General features: G+C 40.7%; 15 protein-coding genes. 7 read left to right on the top strand and 8 right to left on the bottom strand.

Features of this window, described 5'->3' with window-relative positions; all coding sequences use genetic code 11:
• The first annotated feature begins 213 nt into the window (after window positions 1-213).
• The 3 genes from SY85_RS23530 (at window position 214) to SY85_RS23520 (ending at window position 2,263) form a co-directional block, all read left to right on the top strand.
• The gene (locus SY85_RS23530; RefSeq protein WP_148661274.1) at window positions 214-645 is read left to right on the top strand and encodes a hypothetical protein; all 432 of its coding nucleotides are present in this window, start codon (window positions 214-216) and stop codon (window positions 643-645) included.
• Window positions 646-869: 224 nt separating this feature from the next.
• Window positions 870-1,565 (top strand): DUF4397 domain-containing protein, encoded by a 696-nt coding sequence (locus tag SY85_RS23525; RefSeq protein WP_066408453.1) that lies wholly within the window; start codon window positions 870-872, stop codon window positions 1,563-1,565.
• 179 nt (window positions 1,566-1,744) lie between these two features.
• Window positions 1,745-2,263 (top strand): GAF domain-containing protein, encoded by a 519-nt coding sequence (locus tag SY85_RS23520; protein WP_066408450.1) that lies wholly within the window; start codon window positions 1,745-1,747, stop codon window positions 2,261-2,263.
• 648 nt (window positions 2,264-2,911) lie between these two features.
• Here the strand turns inward: SY85_RS23520 and SY85_RS23515 are convergent.
• Both SY85_RS23515 and SY85_RS23510 read right to left on the bottom strand, forming a co-directional pair.
• Window positions 2,912-4,582: an ArnT family glycosyltransferase gene (locus tag SY85_RS23515; protein WP_066408447.1), complete on the bottom strand. Its 1,671-nt coding sequence runs from the start codon at window positions 4,580-4,582 to the stop codon at window positions 2,912-2,914.
• Between the two features lie 74 nt (window positions 4,583-4,656).
• Window positions 4,657-5,652, bottom strand: coding sequence for a glycosyltransferase family 2 protein (locus tag SY85_RS23510; protein ID WP_066408446.1), 996 nt, complete (start codon window positions 5,650-5,652; stop codon window positions 4,657-4,659).
• 442 nt (window positions 5,653-6,094) lie between these two features.
• Between SY85_RS23510 and SY85_RS23505 the strand changes: the two genes are divergently transcribed.
• Window positions 6,095-7,543: an NAD-dependent succinate-semialdehyde dehydrogenase gene (locus SY85_RS23505; protein WP_066408444.1), complete on the top strand. Its 1,449-nt coding sequence runs from the start codon at window positions 6,095-6,097 to the stop codon at window positions 7,541-7,543.
• A gap of 278 nt (window positions 7,544-7,821) precedes the next feature.
• A complete protein-coding gene (locus SY85_RS23500; RefSeq protein WP_066408441.1) occupies window positions 7,822-8,874 on the top strand; it encodes a YihY/virulence factor BrkB family protein in 1,053 nt (350 codons plus the stop codon).
• 44 nt (window positions 8,875-8,918) lie between these two features.
• Here SY85_RS23500 and SY85_RS23495 read toward each other — a convergent pair whose 3' ends face one another.
• The 4 genes from SY85_RS23495 to SY85_RS23480 all read right to left on the bottom strand — a co-directional run bounded on the left by SY85_RS23495 (window position 8,919) and on the right by SY85_RS23480 (window position 12,835).
• Window positions 8,919-9,125, bottom strand: coding sequence for a hypothetical protein (locus tag SY85_RS23495; RefSeq protein WP_066408438.1), 207 nt, complete (start codon window positions 9,123-9,125; stop codon window positions 8,919-8,921).
• A 116-nt stretch (window positions 9,126-9,241) separates the two neighbouring features.
• Entirely contained in the window at window positions 9,242-10,378 is a 1,137-nt protein-coding gene (locus SY85_RS23490) for a Gfo/Idh/MocA family protein (RefSeq protein ID WP_066408434.1), read from the bottom strand.
• Between the two features lie 207 nt (window positions 10,379-10,585).
• Window positions 10,586-11,512 (bottom strand): AI-2E family transporter, encoded by a 927-nt coding sequence (locus tag SY85_RS23485; protein WP_148661273.1) that lies wholly within the window; start codon window positions 11,510-11,512, stop codon window positions 10,586-10,588.
• A gap of 282 nt (window positions 11,513-11,794) precedes the next feature.
• Window positions 11,795-12,835, bottom strand: a complete 1,041-nt coding sequence (locus SY85_RS23480; RefSeq protein ID WP_066408429.1) for a BON domain-containing protein — start codon at window positions 12,833-12,835, stop codon at window positions 11,795-11,797.
• 119 nt (window positions 12,836-12,954) lie between these two features.
• Here SY85_RS23480 and SY85_RS25525 point away from each other — a divergent pair, with 119 nt between their 5' ends.
• Window positions 12,955-13,479: a hypothetical protein gene (locus SY85_RS25525; RefSeq protein WP_148661272.1), complete on the top strand. Its 525-nt coding sequence runs from the start codon at window positions 12,955-12,957 to the stop codon at window positions 13,477-13,479.
• A gap of 168 nt (window positions 13,480-13,647) precedes the next feature.
• Here the strand turns inward: SY85_RS25525 and SY85_RS23470 are convergent, their stop codons facing one another.
• The gene (locus SY85_RS23470) at window positions 13,648-13,896 is read right to left on the bottom strand and encodes a hypothetical protein (RefSeq protein ID WP_066408425.1); all 249 of its coding nucleotides are present in this window, start codon (window positions 13,894-13,896) and stop codon (window positions 13,648-13,650) included.
• A gap of 151 nt (window positions 13,897-14,047) precedes the next feature.
• Between SY85_RS23470 and SY85_RS23465 the strand changes: the two genes are divergently transcribed.
• Complete coding sequence (locus tag SY85_RS23465) at window positions 14,048-14,854, top strand: SDR family NAD(P)-dependent oxidoreductase (RefSeq protein ID WP_066408423.1); 807 nt, start codon at window positions 14,048-14,050, stop codon at window positions 14,852-14,854.
• A gap of 178 nt (window positions 14,855-15,032) precedes the next feature.
• Here SY85_RS23465 and SY85_RS23460 read toward each other — a convergent pair whose 3' ends face one another.
• A complete protein-coding gene (locus SY85_RS23460) occupies window positions 15,033-16,268 on the bottom strand; it encodes an exo-beta-N-acetylmuramidase NamZ family protein (RefSeq protein ID WP_066408420.1) in 1,236 nt (411 codons plus the stop codon).
• Between the last annotated feature and the right edge of the window lie 536 nt (window positions 16,269-16,804).

The raw sequence follows: 16,804 nt of genomic DNA, 5'->3' as shown, positions 1-16,804 counted from the left end.
TAAGCTGAGCCCTGAGAATGGAACAGTTTAGTGCATTTATGGTACTTTTTACTGATTGAGGATATAAAAGACAATAACTACTTCATTGTAATATCCATTTAGTACGATATGCGCTTGGAAGAGAAATCCAAATTTATTTCCGAAAACTACTCTTCTGCAAGTGAGCACTTTAAACGTTACCAAACTCCTTACTTTTGCCAAAAATCAAACCTAATGGAAGAAGCAAAGCAACCGGAGCAAAGTGCAAACAGTGGAAATGCTTATCAGTTTGACGTTAGTGAAAGAGGCGATAAAGTAACCATTAAGGCCAAAAAATCACTAGACCCCAAACAAGCAGAAGAAGATTATTATTCTTTGTTGAAGACACTGCTTAATATTAATAGCATTGAGCTGGAAATTCTGAAACATGCCAATAGCAGCGAACGCGTTGGTCGCTTTTTAGATATTGACCCGGCTACTTTAAAAGATAAGCTGCCTTTGAAATCTACCTCCAAGATCAACGAAGCCATTGAATCGTTGCACCAAAAAGGCATTTTATTAAAAACAAAATATAGCGGTCTTTACGACTTGGTTTCTCCTATTGCAGAATACAAGAAAGGCAAAAGCATACAGTTAGAAATTTCCATGAATGTAGACGAACAATAATTAACTGTTCAGCTACCTTCAATTTATTGTAAAGCCCAGCTATTGCTGGGCCTTTTTATTTTATATAAAGCGGCCTTTGTTTTGTTGAACCTCTAATCATCGCACCAAAGCAAACAATAAACAGGCAACCAGGCTGCAGTTTTTTTCCACTCTTTTTCCTTAAAAAGGCTAACCAGCTTTCAACTTTATTCTATAGCTGTTGTTAATCTTCCTAAATGCAACTTATGAAAAAGACATTATTAAAAACATTCGGTTGGTTAGCCTTAAGCATCTTTATTACTTCCTGTGAGGATGATAATGGAGATATAGAACAGCAGAAAGCACAGGTTATGGTAGTACACGCTTCACCCAATGCACCCAATGTGGATGTACGCATTAATAACGCAGTAGCTCTCTCCAATGTATCATACCCCAACAACAGCCCGTATACGCCTGTAGATGCTGGCACAGCTAACTTTAAGCTATCACCTGCTGGCACAACTACGTATGTGATAGATGCCAACGTTCCGCTTACAGCCAATAATTACTATTCTGTATTTGCTATCGATTCTGTGAACAAGATCAAGCCTGCAGTAGTTGGGGATAATCTTACAGCACCGGCATCCGGCAAAGCACATGTGCGCTTTTTCCATTTCAGCCCCAATGCACCTGCTGTGGACATTGCAGTAACCGATGGGCCAGTACTTTTTAACAATAGAACGTTTAATGACCAGTCAACGACTGCCACGCTAGCCAACTTTACGCCTGTAGATGCTGGCACCTACAATTTGGAAGTACGAATAGCCGGTACCAAAACTGTCGCATTGCCATTACCCAATATCACTTTAACAGCAGGTAAGATCTATACAGTATTTGCAAAAGGATTTGTGGGAGGCACAGGAGCACAAGCTTTAGGTGCTCAAATTATTCTTAATAAATAGGCCAACACACATTCCTTTTAGATTAAAGCCGCTAAATCATAGCGGCTTTACCTATTTAAAGGCATTGCTCAGCTTGTTTCCACCATATCTGTTTTTTACTAAGAGATGTGTACCTAAATAGTTTGCAAAAAACTAGCTTTGTATAGGCAGCCTATTTCTCAACCCAAAAAGCGGATTTTATGGAAAATGTTTCTGTTGAAATCGATTTTCATACGCTCAATGAGAAAAACCGTTTAAAAGCCCTCAAACGCTATAAATTGGTCAATGGTTTGCCTCAGGGATACTTTTATGACTTGGCCCAATCTGTAGCTGATACATTTCATACTCCCATTGCACTCGTTTCTGTTGTTGATAAAGATCATGTGGCATTTCCGGGCAATGTAGGCATTCCAAACATTGAGCAAATACCCCGAAACATCAGTTTATGTTCACTGGCTTTATTAAAAAATCATCCTACTGTATATCCAGATACACTACAGGTCCCAGAGTTGGAAACCAATCCACTTATTTCCGGTGATTTTGGAGTACGGTTTTATGCTGGTGCTCCCATTATTACTGATGACGGCTATGCATTGGGTGTTGTTTGCATAGTAGATAAACAGCCCAGGCAACTATCAGAAAAAGAAGTTTCCACACTAAAAAACTTTGCAGATAAGGCCATGCTACAAATTAAATCCCGGCTCAAATCCCTACTCTAATTAGCCTTAACTAGCTGACGATCAATTACCATTATAAGGTCGCTCTTTAGGGTTTTATTTTCAATTGCTTCTTTTTGCCACCTTCCTTATTGGGTTTTTAGTTACAGCAAATAGCTATTATTAGGTATAAAAAAGACCCTGCCTATATAAAGCAGGGTCACTTAAAGCAATTAGTTTTGGTCGCGTATTGCTTATTTAAATAAGCTATTTGAAAAGTAATAGGTTTTGGTATCGAACGCTTTTCCGGGTAAGGATGTATACTCAACTAAATCTTCCGCAAAGCAACGGAATTCAGTAAAGCAGCCCAATACCCTTTAATCGGTATTTAAGCGCCAAAACCGCTACAGATGTACCATTTAGCCCTTTTCTTACTTAAGCTTTGACCTCCCTCCCTATCCATTTACCACTCGCTGATCCAGGAATATCTCATATATAACCCGTATATAACCCGTATATGTCTCGTATATATCTCGCCCCTAATAGAGACGAGATATATACAGGATAAATAGGAGTGGCATAAGAGAAAAAGGTCGTAAATGCCCCACTAAGGTCATGTCACCCCTATAAATTCTCTTTACAAATGCTCTCCTTAAATGGCCGGAATTGGCTTATTCAGTAGTTCACTTTCTAGCCAGAGCCGGAAGGCCCCTACTTGGCGCCAACTTTTATGATGAATTGAGAATTCAGCTTTTTAGCACGCGTAGCCGGGTTTAAAAAGGAGCCCTTTATAGTAGATACATTATAATGGCTGGCGCGAATAACGGTATCAAAAGGCACCTGTTCTTGGCGCAAACTTTCTAACTGCGAGGGGTGAGCAAACAAATAAATGGGTTCCTGAATCTTTTTCAATGAATCTATAGAAATAACAGGCAGTAATGCTGGCAGCGAAAACTCCATACTGTAGTTACGCTCGTTTTCATCATCAATGTAATAGAGCTTTTTAGGATCAATACCAGCTTCCTTTACACGCTTGGCCATTCCATGGCCGGATTGATAAGGCAAAAGTTGTGGGTAGAAATTAAAGTTCAATATCCAAAAAGTAAAGACTATGGCTGCAAATGAAAGCCAGACAGTTTTGGCCGACAATTCCATTGTTTTATTTAGAACCAACATCAGGAATAATACAAAGATCAGAGCAGCTCCTCCAACACTATAGAATTGCTTAAACGGAAAGGCCCATTGATTTAGTGTAACTATCGTTATCATTAGTAAAAGACCTATGACCAGCTGCAGCCAAAACACCCTACGAATGGCCTTTAGACTCGCTGTAGCTAAATAGCGGGCAGTAATAACAGCGAAATATGGAAACAGCACATTTACATAATGCGCGTTTTTAAAACGGGAGAAAGAGATCAGGGTAAAAACAATTGTAAGTGTTGCGGTTAGAGCAACTTCGGTAGTATCTATAAACCGAAATTTCACGCGAAACCATTCACTAATATTTTTAAACAAGGCTATATAAGCCAATACACACCAAGGTAAATAAGCCCATAAAAATGTGTGAAGCAAAAAGAAGGGGTCCGAGGAACGCTCTCCCCAGCCAGAGCCAGTAAGACGCTGAAAGCTTTGTCCAAATAGCAGAAACAGTATTCCGGAATTTCCCTTCATACCCCGTACTACTTTTTCAGGGTGCATATCAAACTGTAAATAAAAGCAGTAAAATATGGGTAAAAGAAATAAAACAGTTAGCAATACCAATGGCAGCCAGCGCCAGGTTAAAATCGCTTTTGATTTTTGTTGTTGTACAAAATAAAAAACAACCACCATTACGGGCAAAACAATCGCTACTGCTCCCTTGGTTGCAAAGCCTAATGCTAGTCCCAATGCACCTAACAGAAGTGCTGATCGTTGGGAATGGAAGAAATATTCCAGCAATTGCCAGGTAGAAAAAGCAATACAGGATACCACCATGGCATCCATGCGAACATCATTGGTAGATAGAATAAAAGCAAAGGAGGAACTTAAGATCAAAACCGCATAAATACCCGTTTTACGATCCACCAGTAATTTACCAAGTCGAAAGGTGGAGTATACACCTACAATAACAAATAAAAAGGAGAAGAACTTATAGGCAAAAGAAGTAACACCAAATAAGTGATAAGCAAAGGCAGCTGTCCAGAATAATAAATGTGGTTTATCTAAGTAATCCTGTCCCCTATCTATTAGATTCACATAATCGCCTGTCAAATACATGTGCAAGGCAATATTGGCATGATGGGCCGCATTGTTATTCATGATCGGGATAAACAAGCCTCTGATATAGGCAATGATCATGAATACAACTATCAGCGCTTTTACAATACGTAAGGAGATGCCCATGTGTTTTAAACTTTTAATAATAACAGCCTTCCCAACTAACAATATAACAACCTAAACAAAAACAGGAGCCCACCTTAAACTGTAATTTCCAATGTATCCGTATTAGGTTCTTCTTTTGTATACACCCTTCGAACATTATAGGTTTTCTTGCGCTGCGATTCGTAATAGGTGCGCATCGACATTTCGGCCAGGAAACCAAAAGTGATTAGCTGAATACCACCCAATAACAGGATCAGCCCAAAGATCAACAGCGGCTTCCCCCATATGTCTTGCCCCATTATCTTTAACACCAACAAATACAGGTTTATAAGCACACCTAAGCCAAATGCAATGAAACCAAATGTTCCAAACAAGTGCATTGGTTTTTGCATATAGCGGCGCAAAAAAACCATCAGGGCTAAGTCCGACAACACTTTGAATGTCCGGTTGATGCCATACTTGCTTTTTCCAAAGCGACGATGAAAATGTTTTACATCTACCTGTGTAATTCGCGCGCCTTGGAGCTTAGCTAACACCGGCATAAAACGATGGAGCTCACCATAAAGCCCCAGGTCTTCTGCTATTTCCCGACGAAACACTTTTAGCGTGCAACCATAGTCTTTAATGTATACGCCTGTCATATTACGAATCAGGGCATTGGCTATTTTACTGGGAATTTTTCGTAAGAGTAAACCATCCTGACGGTTTACGCGATTGCCGGCCACCATATCCCAATCGCCTTCTTTTAAGAGGCTTAACATGTAAGGAATATCGGTAGGATCATTTTGCAGATCGCCATCCATCATAGCTATATAACGGCCCTTGGAGTGATCGATACCGGCTGCTATTGCCGTACTTTGACCATAATTTCCACGCAGTTCTACTAAAATAGTTTTTGCATCCGCATATTCCAGTATGCGTTTTTTAGTTTGATCAGTAGACCCATCATCTACTATTATCAACTCGTAAGACAGATCCTGCAAGGCTGTACGGACAGCTGAAAACAAAGGAGAAATATTTTCTTCCTCATTCATAACTGGTATGATAAGAGATAACTCAGGTGCTAAAGCTGAGGCTTGCGTAGTGAGCATAATGCTAATTTAATTAATACAGCTCAAGCTTACTATTTGCATTAATAGATTTTCACCCCAACACATTCCAAACATCAGCTTCTCTTAACCATCCGGCAACCTTTAAATGCCAGTAGAGCAAGCGTTTTATGATAGTATCCTCACTATTTATTTTTATTTGGGCACTCTTTTAGTTCGATACACTCCTTTGCCTTATATCTCATCAATTGACTCCATTAAATAAACCATTTTATTTTCTTTCAACTGAATATCACTTACACAACCTAACGACAAAACAATGAAGTATAGGCATAATTATTTCAAGTGGTTGAAAGGTGAAATCGCTTTATTTTACAAACATTACATCCATTTCAGTCAATTCTGTTTTCGCAGTGGCTTAAATGACGGATCGTAAATGAACGATCAGGCAAATGGATAGTGATTCATACTTCAACTTGATTACATGAAACAAAACAACCTTATCCGTTCTCAGGCCTTTGTTGATGGAAAGTGGTTAGCAGCTACTAGCGGAAAAGTTTTTGAAGTGATCAACCCGGCAACAGGAGAGGTAATAGCAGCAGTACCAGATATGGATCGGGAAGATGTACGCAAGGCCATAGATGCTGCCGATGCTGCCTGGCCTGCATATCGGGATCTTACAGCCAAAGAACGCTCAGCACTATTGCGCAATTGGTTCAATCTGATAATGGAACGTAAAGAGGAGCTTGCTCATTTAATGTCCATTGAGTCGGGCAAAGTAATCACGGAAAGCCTAGGTGAAGTAAACTATGGAGCTTCTTTTGTTGAATGGTTTGCAGAAGAAGCCAAGCGTGCCTATGGCGATGTGATTCCTCCACATACAAAAGATAGACGATTGGTTGTGATCAAGCAATCCGTGGGGGTAGCCGCAGCTATCACCCCTTGGAACTTCCCCTTGGCCATGATCACACGTAAAGTAGGACCTGCACTAGCCGCTGGCTGTCCTGTTATAGTAAAGCCACCATCAGAAACGCCCCTGACAGCTTTGGCCATCTCTTACCTGGCAGAGAAAGCCGGCTTTCCTCCTGGTGTATACAATACCGTTACTTCTGCCAATAGCAGTGAAATAGGTAAAGAGCTGTGTGAAAACAAAAAGATACGCAAGCTCTCCTTCACCGGCTCAACAGCCGTAGGAAAGATCCTGATGGAACAAAGTGCTCCAACATTAAAGAAGCTGTCATTAGAACTAGGTGGCAATGCCCCATTTATAGTTTTTGAAGATGCGGATCTTGATGACGCTGTAAAAGGTGCTATTATCTCAAAGTATCGCCATAACGGACAAACCTGCGTCTGTGCCAACCGCATATTGGTACAAGACAGTATTTATGATGCCTTTACAGAAAAGTTTACACGAGCCGTTCAAGAATTGAAAACAGGTGACATATTAAACAAGGACGTGCAAGTAGGGCCATTGATCAATGAAAAAGGATTAAATAAGGTGAAAGAGCATATCAAAGACGCTGTTGATAAAGGAGCACACATTCTTACTGGAGGAAAGAGCCTGGAGGGCTTATTCTTTCAGCCAACAGTTCTTAGCGATGCTACACCCAATATGATCATTGCTAAGGAAGAAGTATTCGGCCCTGTTGCTCCCATCTTCCGTTTCCATACAGAAGCAGAAGCCATACAAATGGCCAATAATACGCAATATGGACTGGCATCTTATTTCTATAGTAAAGATGTAAACCGATGTTGGCGCGTAGCTGAAGCCCTGGAGTACGGCATGGTGGGTATCAATGAAGGACTGATCTCTACAGAAGTAGCGCCTTTTGGCGGTGTTAAAGAATCAGGCTTTGGACGCGAAGGATCAAAATATGGAATGGAATATTTTATGGAGATCAAATACCTATGCTTTGGAGGCGTAGTTAAGTAACAATTGTAGAGCTATATTCTTTTGTCAGCACCTAACTCTATAAGTAATACTACCTCTTTCATATGAACACAACTACGTAAAGGAATACAAGGAGTAGGTATTGATCATCCTATCTCGCAATAAATCCAATCCCCCCTTCTTCATTCCTTATTTCATTCTCGCAGCATTCTCTCCTTTTCTCCTTCCCTATCTTTTTCCTCTTAGCCTTTAGACCTCAGCACTCTGGTTTGCTATTTGCAACACCAATACAACTAAAGTAGCTTTTACTAAAATCAGGAATGAATAGAAAGAAAAGAATAACAATTGGAGGGTTGGGCAAGGTGCTCAAAAGTGCCGGTATCGGCTTCATGAAGGATAGTGTACCCCGGCTGAGTGCAGCGTTGGCCTACTATACCATATTTTCTATTGGCCCAATGCTGGTAGTGGTCATCTTCCTGGCCAACCTTTTCCTTGGTAAGCAGGCAGCAGAAGGAACGATTTATGAACAAGCAAAGGTATTGGTAGGAAGCGAAGCTGCACTCCAAATACAAGAGATCATAAAGAACGCTACGCACAGCGGTGCCAATACGTTGGCCGCTATTATTGGCTTTACCACTTTATTTATTGGTGCTACTACTGTTTTTTCAGAAATACAGGAATCAATCAACTTGATCTGGCGATTGAAAGTAAAATCCAGAAGAGGTTGGTTAAGAATGTTGTTCAATCGCTTACTCTCATTTTCACTGGTTGTGGGCTTAGGGTTTATCTTGTTAGTATCACTCATTATTAATACAGCGGTAGAAGGACTTATGGGTAAATTAGAACGACTCTTTCCGAGAGAGTCTGTGCAACTCCTTTATGTAGGCAACTTACTTGCTACGCTTTTCATTACAACTATATTATTTGCCATCATCTTTAAAGTATTGCCCGACGCTATCTTACACTGGAAAGATGTAGCAGCAGGTGCCTTATTCACTGCCGTTCTTTTTATGGTTGGCAAATTCGGCATCACCTTCTATATCAACCGAAGTAATATTGGTTCTGCCTATGGTGCCGCGGGCTCATTAGCTGTCTTGTTTGTGTGGGTATACTACTCGGCTATGATCCTTTATTATGGCGCCGAGTTCACTAAATGTTACGCCATCCGGTATGGTTCAGAGATCCGCCCCAATGTATACGCTGTGATTTTTCAAACCGTACAAGTGGAAAGTAAAAAACACAGTATACAGGAAAACGAAGAGGTGGCAGCTACTACCGAGAAAGCCTTACAACGAGTGAAAAACCGTCTAGATGAGGACACCAGCAAGCATCCAGGCAAAATAGAACAAAGCAAGGATTCAAATGAGACTTGAATCTGGCCAGGCTTTAACTTCTGCGAGGGAACCTCACTCCCCCTTTAACCTCTCATATTTTTCGAATTATTGTCTTCTGGTCTTGCCCGCCCCATTAATTTCCTGTCGCAATCCGTTATATACTCATTTGCCTGATCCCTGGTTAGTTGATCATCTTCTGAATCGCCAGCATACTCCCTTAAATTCAAATGCTCCTGAACCAATCGCAGGTCCAGGTTTTCTTCATTAGATGGTTGCTTATCGCGTTGCATACTAATCAGATTGAAAGGTGAAAAAATGTTCTTGATTCTGTTTGATAGCAATATCTTTTAAGAACGCTCATTAGTCTTTGCACGCTGAATTGTTATTGGCTAGAATATTATTAAACTCAAATAGTAGTCCGTTCACCACTTTGCATAGCCTGGTAAATAGCCTGCAATATTTTCACATCCTGACGCCCCATTTCACCCGGTACAGGTGTGGGCCTATTGTTTACGATGGCCTGTGCAAAATCATCCATTTGCCGGGCTTGTTGATTTACCTGTCCAAAGTTCAAATCGCCCTTTGATGTCTTGCCATTGATACCACCATAAGCAAAAGCAGGCGATAGCTCGGCCCACCCGTTTTCAGCTTCAGCTCGTAGTACATTCATTGATTGCGCATAACTGGTTTTACACTCAGCTATAATACCATTCGGAAATTCCATTTGCCAGGTAAGTGATTCTTCTACCGAGCGAAATTTGTCAGGGTCTGTTTTAGGGCCTTCCTGTGCCCATACAGCTACAGGTTCAATTCCTGTTGTATAACGGCAGCCTTGCACACAATAAATACCTACATCCATCAATGGGCCGCCTCCTGCCAGTTGTTTATCCAATCGCCATCCACCAGCGCCTGAAAATCCATTTTCGGCTATCAGCCTTTTTATGCTCCCAAACTGTTTTTTCTGCCCTATACGCATTATCTCCATGTTGTGTGGCTCAAAATGTAAGCGATAGCCTATAGATAACATTTTACCGGCTTCCTTACAGGCGGCTATCATTCGGTCACAATCTTCTACGGTTATGGCCATTGGCTTTTCGCATATAACATGCTTGCCTGCTTTGGCTGCCTTGATAACATATTCGGCATGAAGGGCATTAGGCAGTACCACATATACAATATCTATGTCTTTATTATCCTTGATCTTATCAAAGGTTTGATAGTTATAGATGTTTCGATCAGGTATATTATACCGCTGCTTCCATTCTACAGCCTTACTAGGTGTACCTGTAACAATACCCGCCAAATAACAATATTGAGTTTCCTGCAAGGCGGGCGCCAATTGCCCGCCACTATAGCCACCTAAACCTACCAAGGCTATTCCCAGCTTGCCTTTGGCTTTATGAACAGACAGCATTTTCTCACGCTGCACATTGGTATTATCAGCATAGGCTCCCAGTGCAGCTAGGTTGCTCATTGAAAACAGCGTTAGCGATGCATCATGTAAAAATTGGCGGCGTGTATAAGGTGGTTTTAGTGGTTTCATGGTAAGAGCTTCTGTATAAAAGGCGGCATAATTATCATACCAGTTGCATCACTATTAGAAATTCTATGAAAGAAACGAAGGATTATGTATCCGGATTATCAACAATGACAATTGGCTTTCTTCTAAACGCCTTGTTTTTTCCATGGCTAAATACTTTCCGAAACCAGGCGCCTAGATGCTTTGATGGTTTACTACCTTGGTCACTAATTAAATGTCCATAATGGAATAGCCAGGTATTTGGTCAAATATGATTTTGACAATGCTAAACATAGGAATGAATAGGATCATACCAGCTACGCCCCAAACAAATCCGCCACAGATCATACTTACAATAGTAGCTATGGAGCTTAAACTAACTTCTCCCTCTAAGAAATAGGGAGTTACATAATAGTTATCAAAAGCCTGGAACAGCATAAAGCTCACCAGTACCCATATAGCAGGCTGAGCTGTTTGCTCTGTAACCAGCGCAACTAAAAATGGGAAAACAGCTGCTAAAATGGGTCCCAGGTAGGGAATAATATTTACTAAGGCTGCAACAGCAGCTAGTAACAGGGCGTTCTTTATGCCTATTACCTTCAATGCAATTGTATAAAGTACAAACAGGGTAAGAATAGATATAGCACGTCCTACCAGGTAATGTTGAGACACCTTCCCAATGCGGTTCAATACCTCTTCTTTCTCCTGTTGCGTATTTCCATTGGTAAATTTTAAAAAGAAGGCATAGTACTTTTCTTTATGAAAGAGCATTAAAAAGGTAAGAACCAACATGATCACAAGCCTAATCAGCAACTGAATAGAGGTGGCTAACATATTGGTCAAAGAAGCCCTTAGCATCTTTCCACGATTCTGAGTTTCCCGTTGTAAAAATGCAATCTGCTGAGCTGTAGGTATATTAAAGCGCCTTTCTATGTAGGTATGTATAGACGATAACAGCTGGTTAGACTGTTCTTCTAACCGCGGCATATCGCCTATAAAACTGGTGATCTGTACTACCATGATTCCTAACATACCCAAAAAGAAGATGAGCAGAATAAAAACACAGATCACACAGGAAACCGCACGTGGCAAATCTTTACTATCCAGCTTACGGCATACCAGTGCCATTAGCATGGCCAGCATGATGGCAAAAAACAAAGGAATTTATACAGGTTTGCCATAGTAAAGAACAACAGTAATCAGTACCAGAAAGAATAAGGTCCTGTTGAATTTTTACCAATTGCTCTTTCATAAGCCCATCTCTGGAGTTTTAGAAGCCAACGTATCTTCATGAATACTTGAAAAGATTGTTCCACGTAAAGCAAATGGTGATGCTCTTTATACTCGCTAAAAATAAAGACAGGTTGTATTGAAAAGAAACGCCTTAAATAGGAAAGCGCCTCCAACAAGAGACGCTTCCTTTCTTACTCGCTTTTTCTTTTATTTATTCCGGTTTCTTTCTGTACCGGTTGTTCTATTGCTGGTAGAACTTGAAGTATTTCCAATTGTTCCGCTACTTGACGCACTTTCACCATGCTCTACACGCAAGCGGTTCTCCACATTTCTAACACCAGAAATAACTTCAATCAGGTCCTCAGCACGTCGCTTGTCTTCTCGGCTATGTACTGATCCAGTTAGGATCACTTCTTCGCCTTGTACTTTCACATCTATATCAGAAGCATCCAGCCAATCGTCTTCACTCAAGCGGTCGCATACATCTTCCCGTATACGTTGCTCAGAGCGGTGATAGCCTTTAGGACCTCTACCTCTATATCCTCCACTGGCTTGATCATCTACTCTTCTGCGCCGTTGTGCATCATCATCACCAAACCATGACGACACCTCATCTCGGGTTCTATCCCACCAGCTACGATCACGAGTTTCGCCGGCACCCATAAAGTCCCGATTTTGACTTCTGTCCATATTGCTGTAACCCGAACGTCCCATCCCTCTATTATAGTCTTCTCCAGAACCTCCTGAAGTGTTCAAACGGTTTCCATAACCTTTCAAGCCATAATTACTTCTGCCTACATTACTTCTGCCTACATTACTTCTATAGTCATTTCGATCCCAATCTTCCTGTCCAAAGTCGCCACCATACATACCCGCACTTCCCATATTTTCTCTATTTCTATCCCAGTCGCCTACACGCCTTTGCTGACTGCCGTAAGAGCTTCCCATATTTTTCCAGCTTCCCTCATTTTGCATTCGGTTGCGGTTACCATAATCACTTTCATTATAACCACTTCCATATTGGCTACCATAATCACTGCTGTAAGCGCCTCCATAATCATTCTGACCATAGCTGCCCCGCATGCCTTGGTTCTGATGATAATCACTGCCATAGTTTACATTTCCATAGTCACCATAGTTTTCAAGGTTACGACTATCATCACCTTGGTTGTAACGATTGCGGTTTTGTTCCCAATCCTGATTGTACTGATTAGATTGGTTACCCCAATTTCGATTGTTGTCTGCCATAACCAAATAGTTTTAAAGTTGAAAAAGTAGTTCTCTGCTTTTACGCACAAAACCTGTGCCTGCGGTTACTGCTTGTATAGTATAAGAATCATTGAAATATTCAAACAAATAGAGGCCTGATGGCACGTTACATTCTTGTTCAGCTCCCCAGAATGAATGATGCTATTGCTCAAAAAGTACAGCAATTGAATTTGCATTTACCATATGCCATTATACTTACTGGAGAGATAAATCTGATATTTTATTTTTTGTTAAAACAAGAAAAGCTTCATAAACGATCTGGGAAGGAAAACATTGGCATTTATAAAATAAATACACCCAGGCACATGGCACCTGGGTGTATTTTAGAAATCGAATACCAACTTTTGTTAGATGCTTTGTCCTTTGTCGCTTTCACTGCGAGAACTTTGACCTTGGTTGCCAGAACGCTGACTATTTTGATTCTGATCACGCTGGCTTCCTACCTGCTGCTGTCCTCCCTGTCCACTCTGTTTGCCTATATTTCCACTTTGACGCAGGTTACCTTGTTCACCTTGTTGACTGCTCTGGTTACCCACATTACTGGCACGATTACCCTGTCCGCCCTGATTTCTGTTGTTTTCTGCCATAACATTGATTTTTTGAGGTTTACAAAGCCTGACTAACCGAAAATACAGTGCCAAAAACATTAAATCGAATCAGGAAAAACTCAGCAACACAAATAATACACATGCGCTGCATCAGAAATCCTGATCAATGGGTAGCTCTACTGACAGCTAGGCGTAAACGCATTTTTGTAAAAATCAGCCTACCTAACAGTTGTCTCATTTTACTTAAATGCCTCCATCTACATTTTGAGACTGATCAGTATCTTTATTTTGCTCTTTGCTTTGATCACTTACATTTTCACGACGTCCTCTGTTTTGCCTGGTAACGTTCGGCTCACTTTGTTGCGTGCCGGTATCATCTTGCCTACGCCCTTGTGTATTTTGATTGCTTGATTGACCTCTGTTTATCCTGCTGCTTCGATCTTGCTTAGGGCCAGTGTCATCGCGCCGGCGTCCCCGATTACTGTTTGCCATTTTTATTGTTTTACGATTACATAAAAGAAAGAAAATATAGTGCCTGACTCTTAGCTCACACAGTAAAGTACAACAGAGCTAGAACTTTTTTTAATGATAAAGATTGAATATGGTATAATCTTTACTTTCTGCCCCTTCTAAATTATATTCTATGGCACAAAACAATAATCAATATGCATTGATAACAGGTGGCTCTATGGGCATCGGTTATGAATTGGCTAAACTCTTTGCTAAGGATGGTTATAATCTCATCCTGGTTTCACGCACACAAGAAGATCTTGAAAAGGTAGCACAGGAGTTGGCATCACAACACGGCATTAAGACAATAGCTATAGCAAAAGACCTGTTTAACCCCAAAGCTCCTTTTGATCTCTATGATGAGGTAAAAGCAAAAGGCATTACGGTAAACGTTCTGGTCAATGATGCCGGACAAGGACAGTATGGATTATTTGTTGAGTCTGATATTCATCGACAGTTGGATATCATTCAATTGAATATTTCATCATTGACTGCTCTTACTTATCTTTTCCTAAACGACATGATCATACGAAACGAAGGTAAAGTACTGCAGCTCGCTTCCATTGCATCCGAACTACCTGGGCCTTGGCAGGCCGTCTACCATGCTACTAAAGCTTATGTATTGAGCTTTACAGAGGCATTGATCAACGAGCTGAAGGATTCAAATATTACCATGACCGCCTTACAACCTGGCGCTACAGCTACCGATTTCTTTAACAAAGCACATATGCAAGAGTCTAAAATCATGGATTCTAGAATGTCTGACCCAGCCAAGGTAGCTAAGGACGGATATGAAGCATTAATGAACGGTGATGATAAGATTGTATCGGGAATAAAGAATAAAGCTATGGTAACTGCTAGCAATGTAATGCCGGACACTATACTGGCCGAGCAATTGAATAAAATACAGCAGCCAAAAGATAATAACAAGAAAGAATAAGCAAGACTTGATATCTAAAAGAAAAAAGGCCGGTAGTGATACCGGCCTTTTTATATAGGCAATGGTGTTAGTAAAGCACTATAAAGTTAATGCAATAAAACAAATATCAAATCTTTCTTCTTACATTCTTAAATCAATTTTTATCAATTCCGACATTAATCTAAAATCTGCAATTCCATTACGGGTAGATCAAATATTTCTCCCGCATCTTCTTATAATTACTCAACGCCGGTTCCCAGCTTTTACGCATTTCTTCTTCAGGAACATCTGCAATGATCTGCTCTTTGAATTTTGAATCACCTGTACGAAAGTCAACATTACCTATCTCCTTGCTTTGCTTATAATCAAAGAACTTCTCCTTGTTTGGATACGCCTTATACATTTCTTTGATCCACTGGATCTGTATTTTCTTGTCCTTACGCAACTTGTCAAAATCAACTTTGCGGAGATCTAAGCCATAGCACACCTCATTCATATACAGTGGCGTTTCAGACATACCTTTAATGCTAACCGGAGTAAAAGAAAATTCATACTTCCCTTTCAAGTCAGGAGCACCTACCACAGTAAAAGGAAAATACGTTCCTCTTCCGTAGTTCAATATGGTTCCTTCAAAAATGCAGGTAGTAGGATATAATAAAATCGATTGTGGGGTGTTCAGGTTAGGCGATGGCGGCACCGGTAATGTATACGGCATATCGTGATTGTAGTTAGCTACTGGTATGATCTTGATCTTACACTTCAGTCCATTCGGCAACCAGCCTTCACCATTTACCATTTGAGCAAACTCACCAATGGTCATACCATGCGTAATAGGAATAGGGAATTTACCAATTCCTGATTTCAACTTCATATCCATCACAGGGCCATCTACAAAATAGCCATTGGGGTTAGGACGATCCAATATAAGTAGCTCCTTCCCATTTTCTGCACAGGCTTCCATCACATCAGCCAGTACATTGATGTAGGTATAAAAACGGCAGCCTACATCTTGAATATCAAATACCATCAAGTCTACATTCGACAAGTCTTCTTTAGAAGGCTTACGTTTTGTACCATATAATGAAATGATAGAAATACCTGTAGCGCTATCCACTTCATTTTGCACCTTCACTCCTGCGCTGGCATTGCCACGAAAGCCATGTTCCGGCCCAAAGGCTTTTACAATATTCACCCCCAATGACCGCAAGCTATCTACCAAGTGGGTCCGACCAATGATCGAGGTCTTATTACCTACAATACCAATACGCTTCCCTTTCAGGTAAGGCAGGTATTTTTCTGTTTGATCAGCACCTGTTTTAATTACCTTACCTGTATCGTTGCTGACAGAAGATTCAGTCAAGGTGGAAGGTTGATTAAAAGAGCTGTATACAACAGCCATCACAACCAACGAAAAACCCGCTAAAAGTTTTTTCATAATAAAGCAATTCTAAATGAGTGCTAAAGATAGTATGAGGAAAGGAATAAGGAACAAAGGAAAAAAGGGAAGAAGGGATATTTAGAAATAGGAATTACAAAATGCGGAAATGCTTAACGCTCAAAATCCAGGACACAAATACCAAACACCAGATTGTCATCTATTTTAATCATTGGGGTGCAATAGTGGATCTTCCCTATATTTCTTCATCATGCCCGCTATACCATCAAGCCGCCATCCCAAAATCAGCTATCAGCCACTCTTCCTTGCTTACTACTTGCTTATACCTTCACTACCACTCCTCTACACCTTCATGGTTACTCCGTATAGAAGCCTAGGTAACTCCGTATAAAAGCCATAGTAACTCCGTATGTCACCCGTACCTTAGCCGATCCTTGGCCCTACCTCACCCGTACCTTGACCCGTATGTCGTCATCCGGCCACCGTTATAAACCCATAAGAAATAGTAAAGAAAAGCGTAATAAGAAAGGCAGAAAACGCCTTAAAAGAAGACCCTAAAGATACTAAAAGCAAGC

Source organism: Flavisolibacter tropicus (genome assembly GCF_001644645.1).
In the GTDB taxonomy this organism is placed as follows: Bacteria; Bacteroidota; Bacteroidia; order Chitinophagales; family Chitinophagaceae; genus Flavisolibacter; species Flavisolibacter tropicus.
This window is presented reverse-complemented; position numbering and strand designations above follow the sequence as displayed.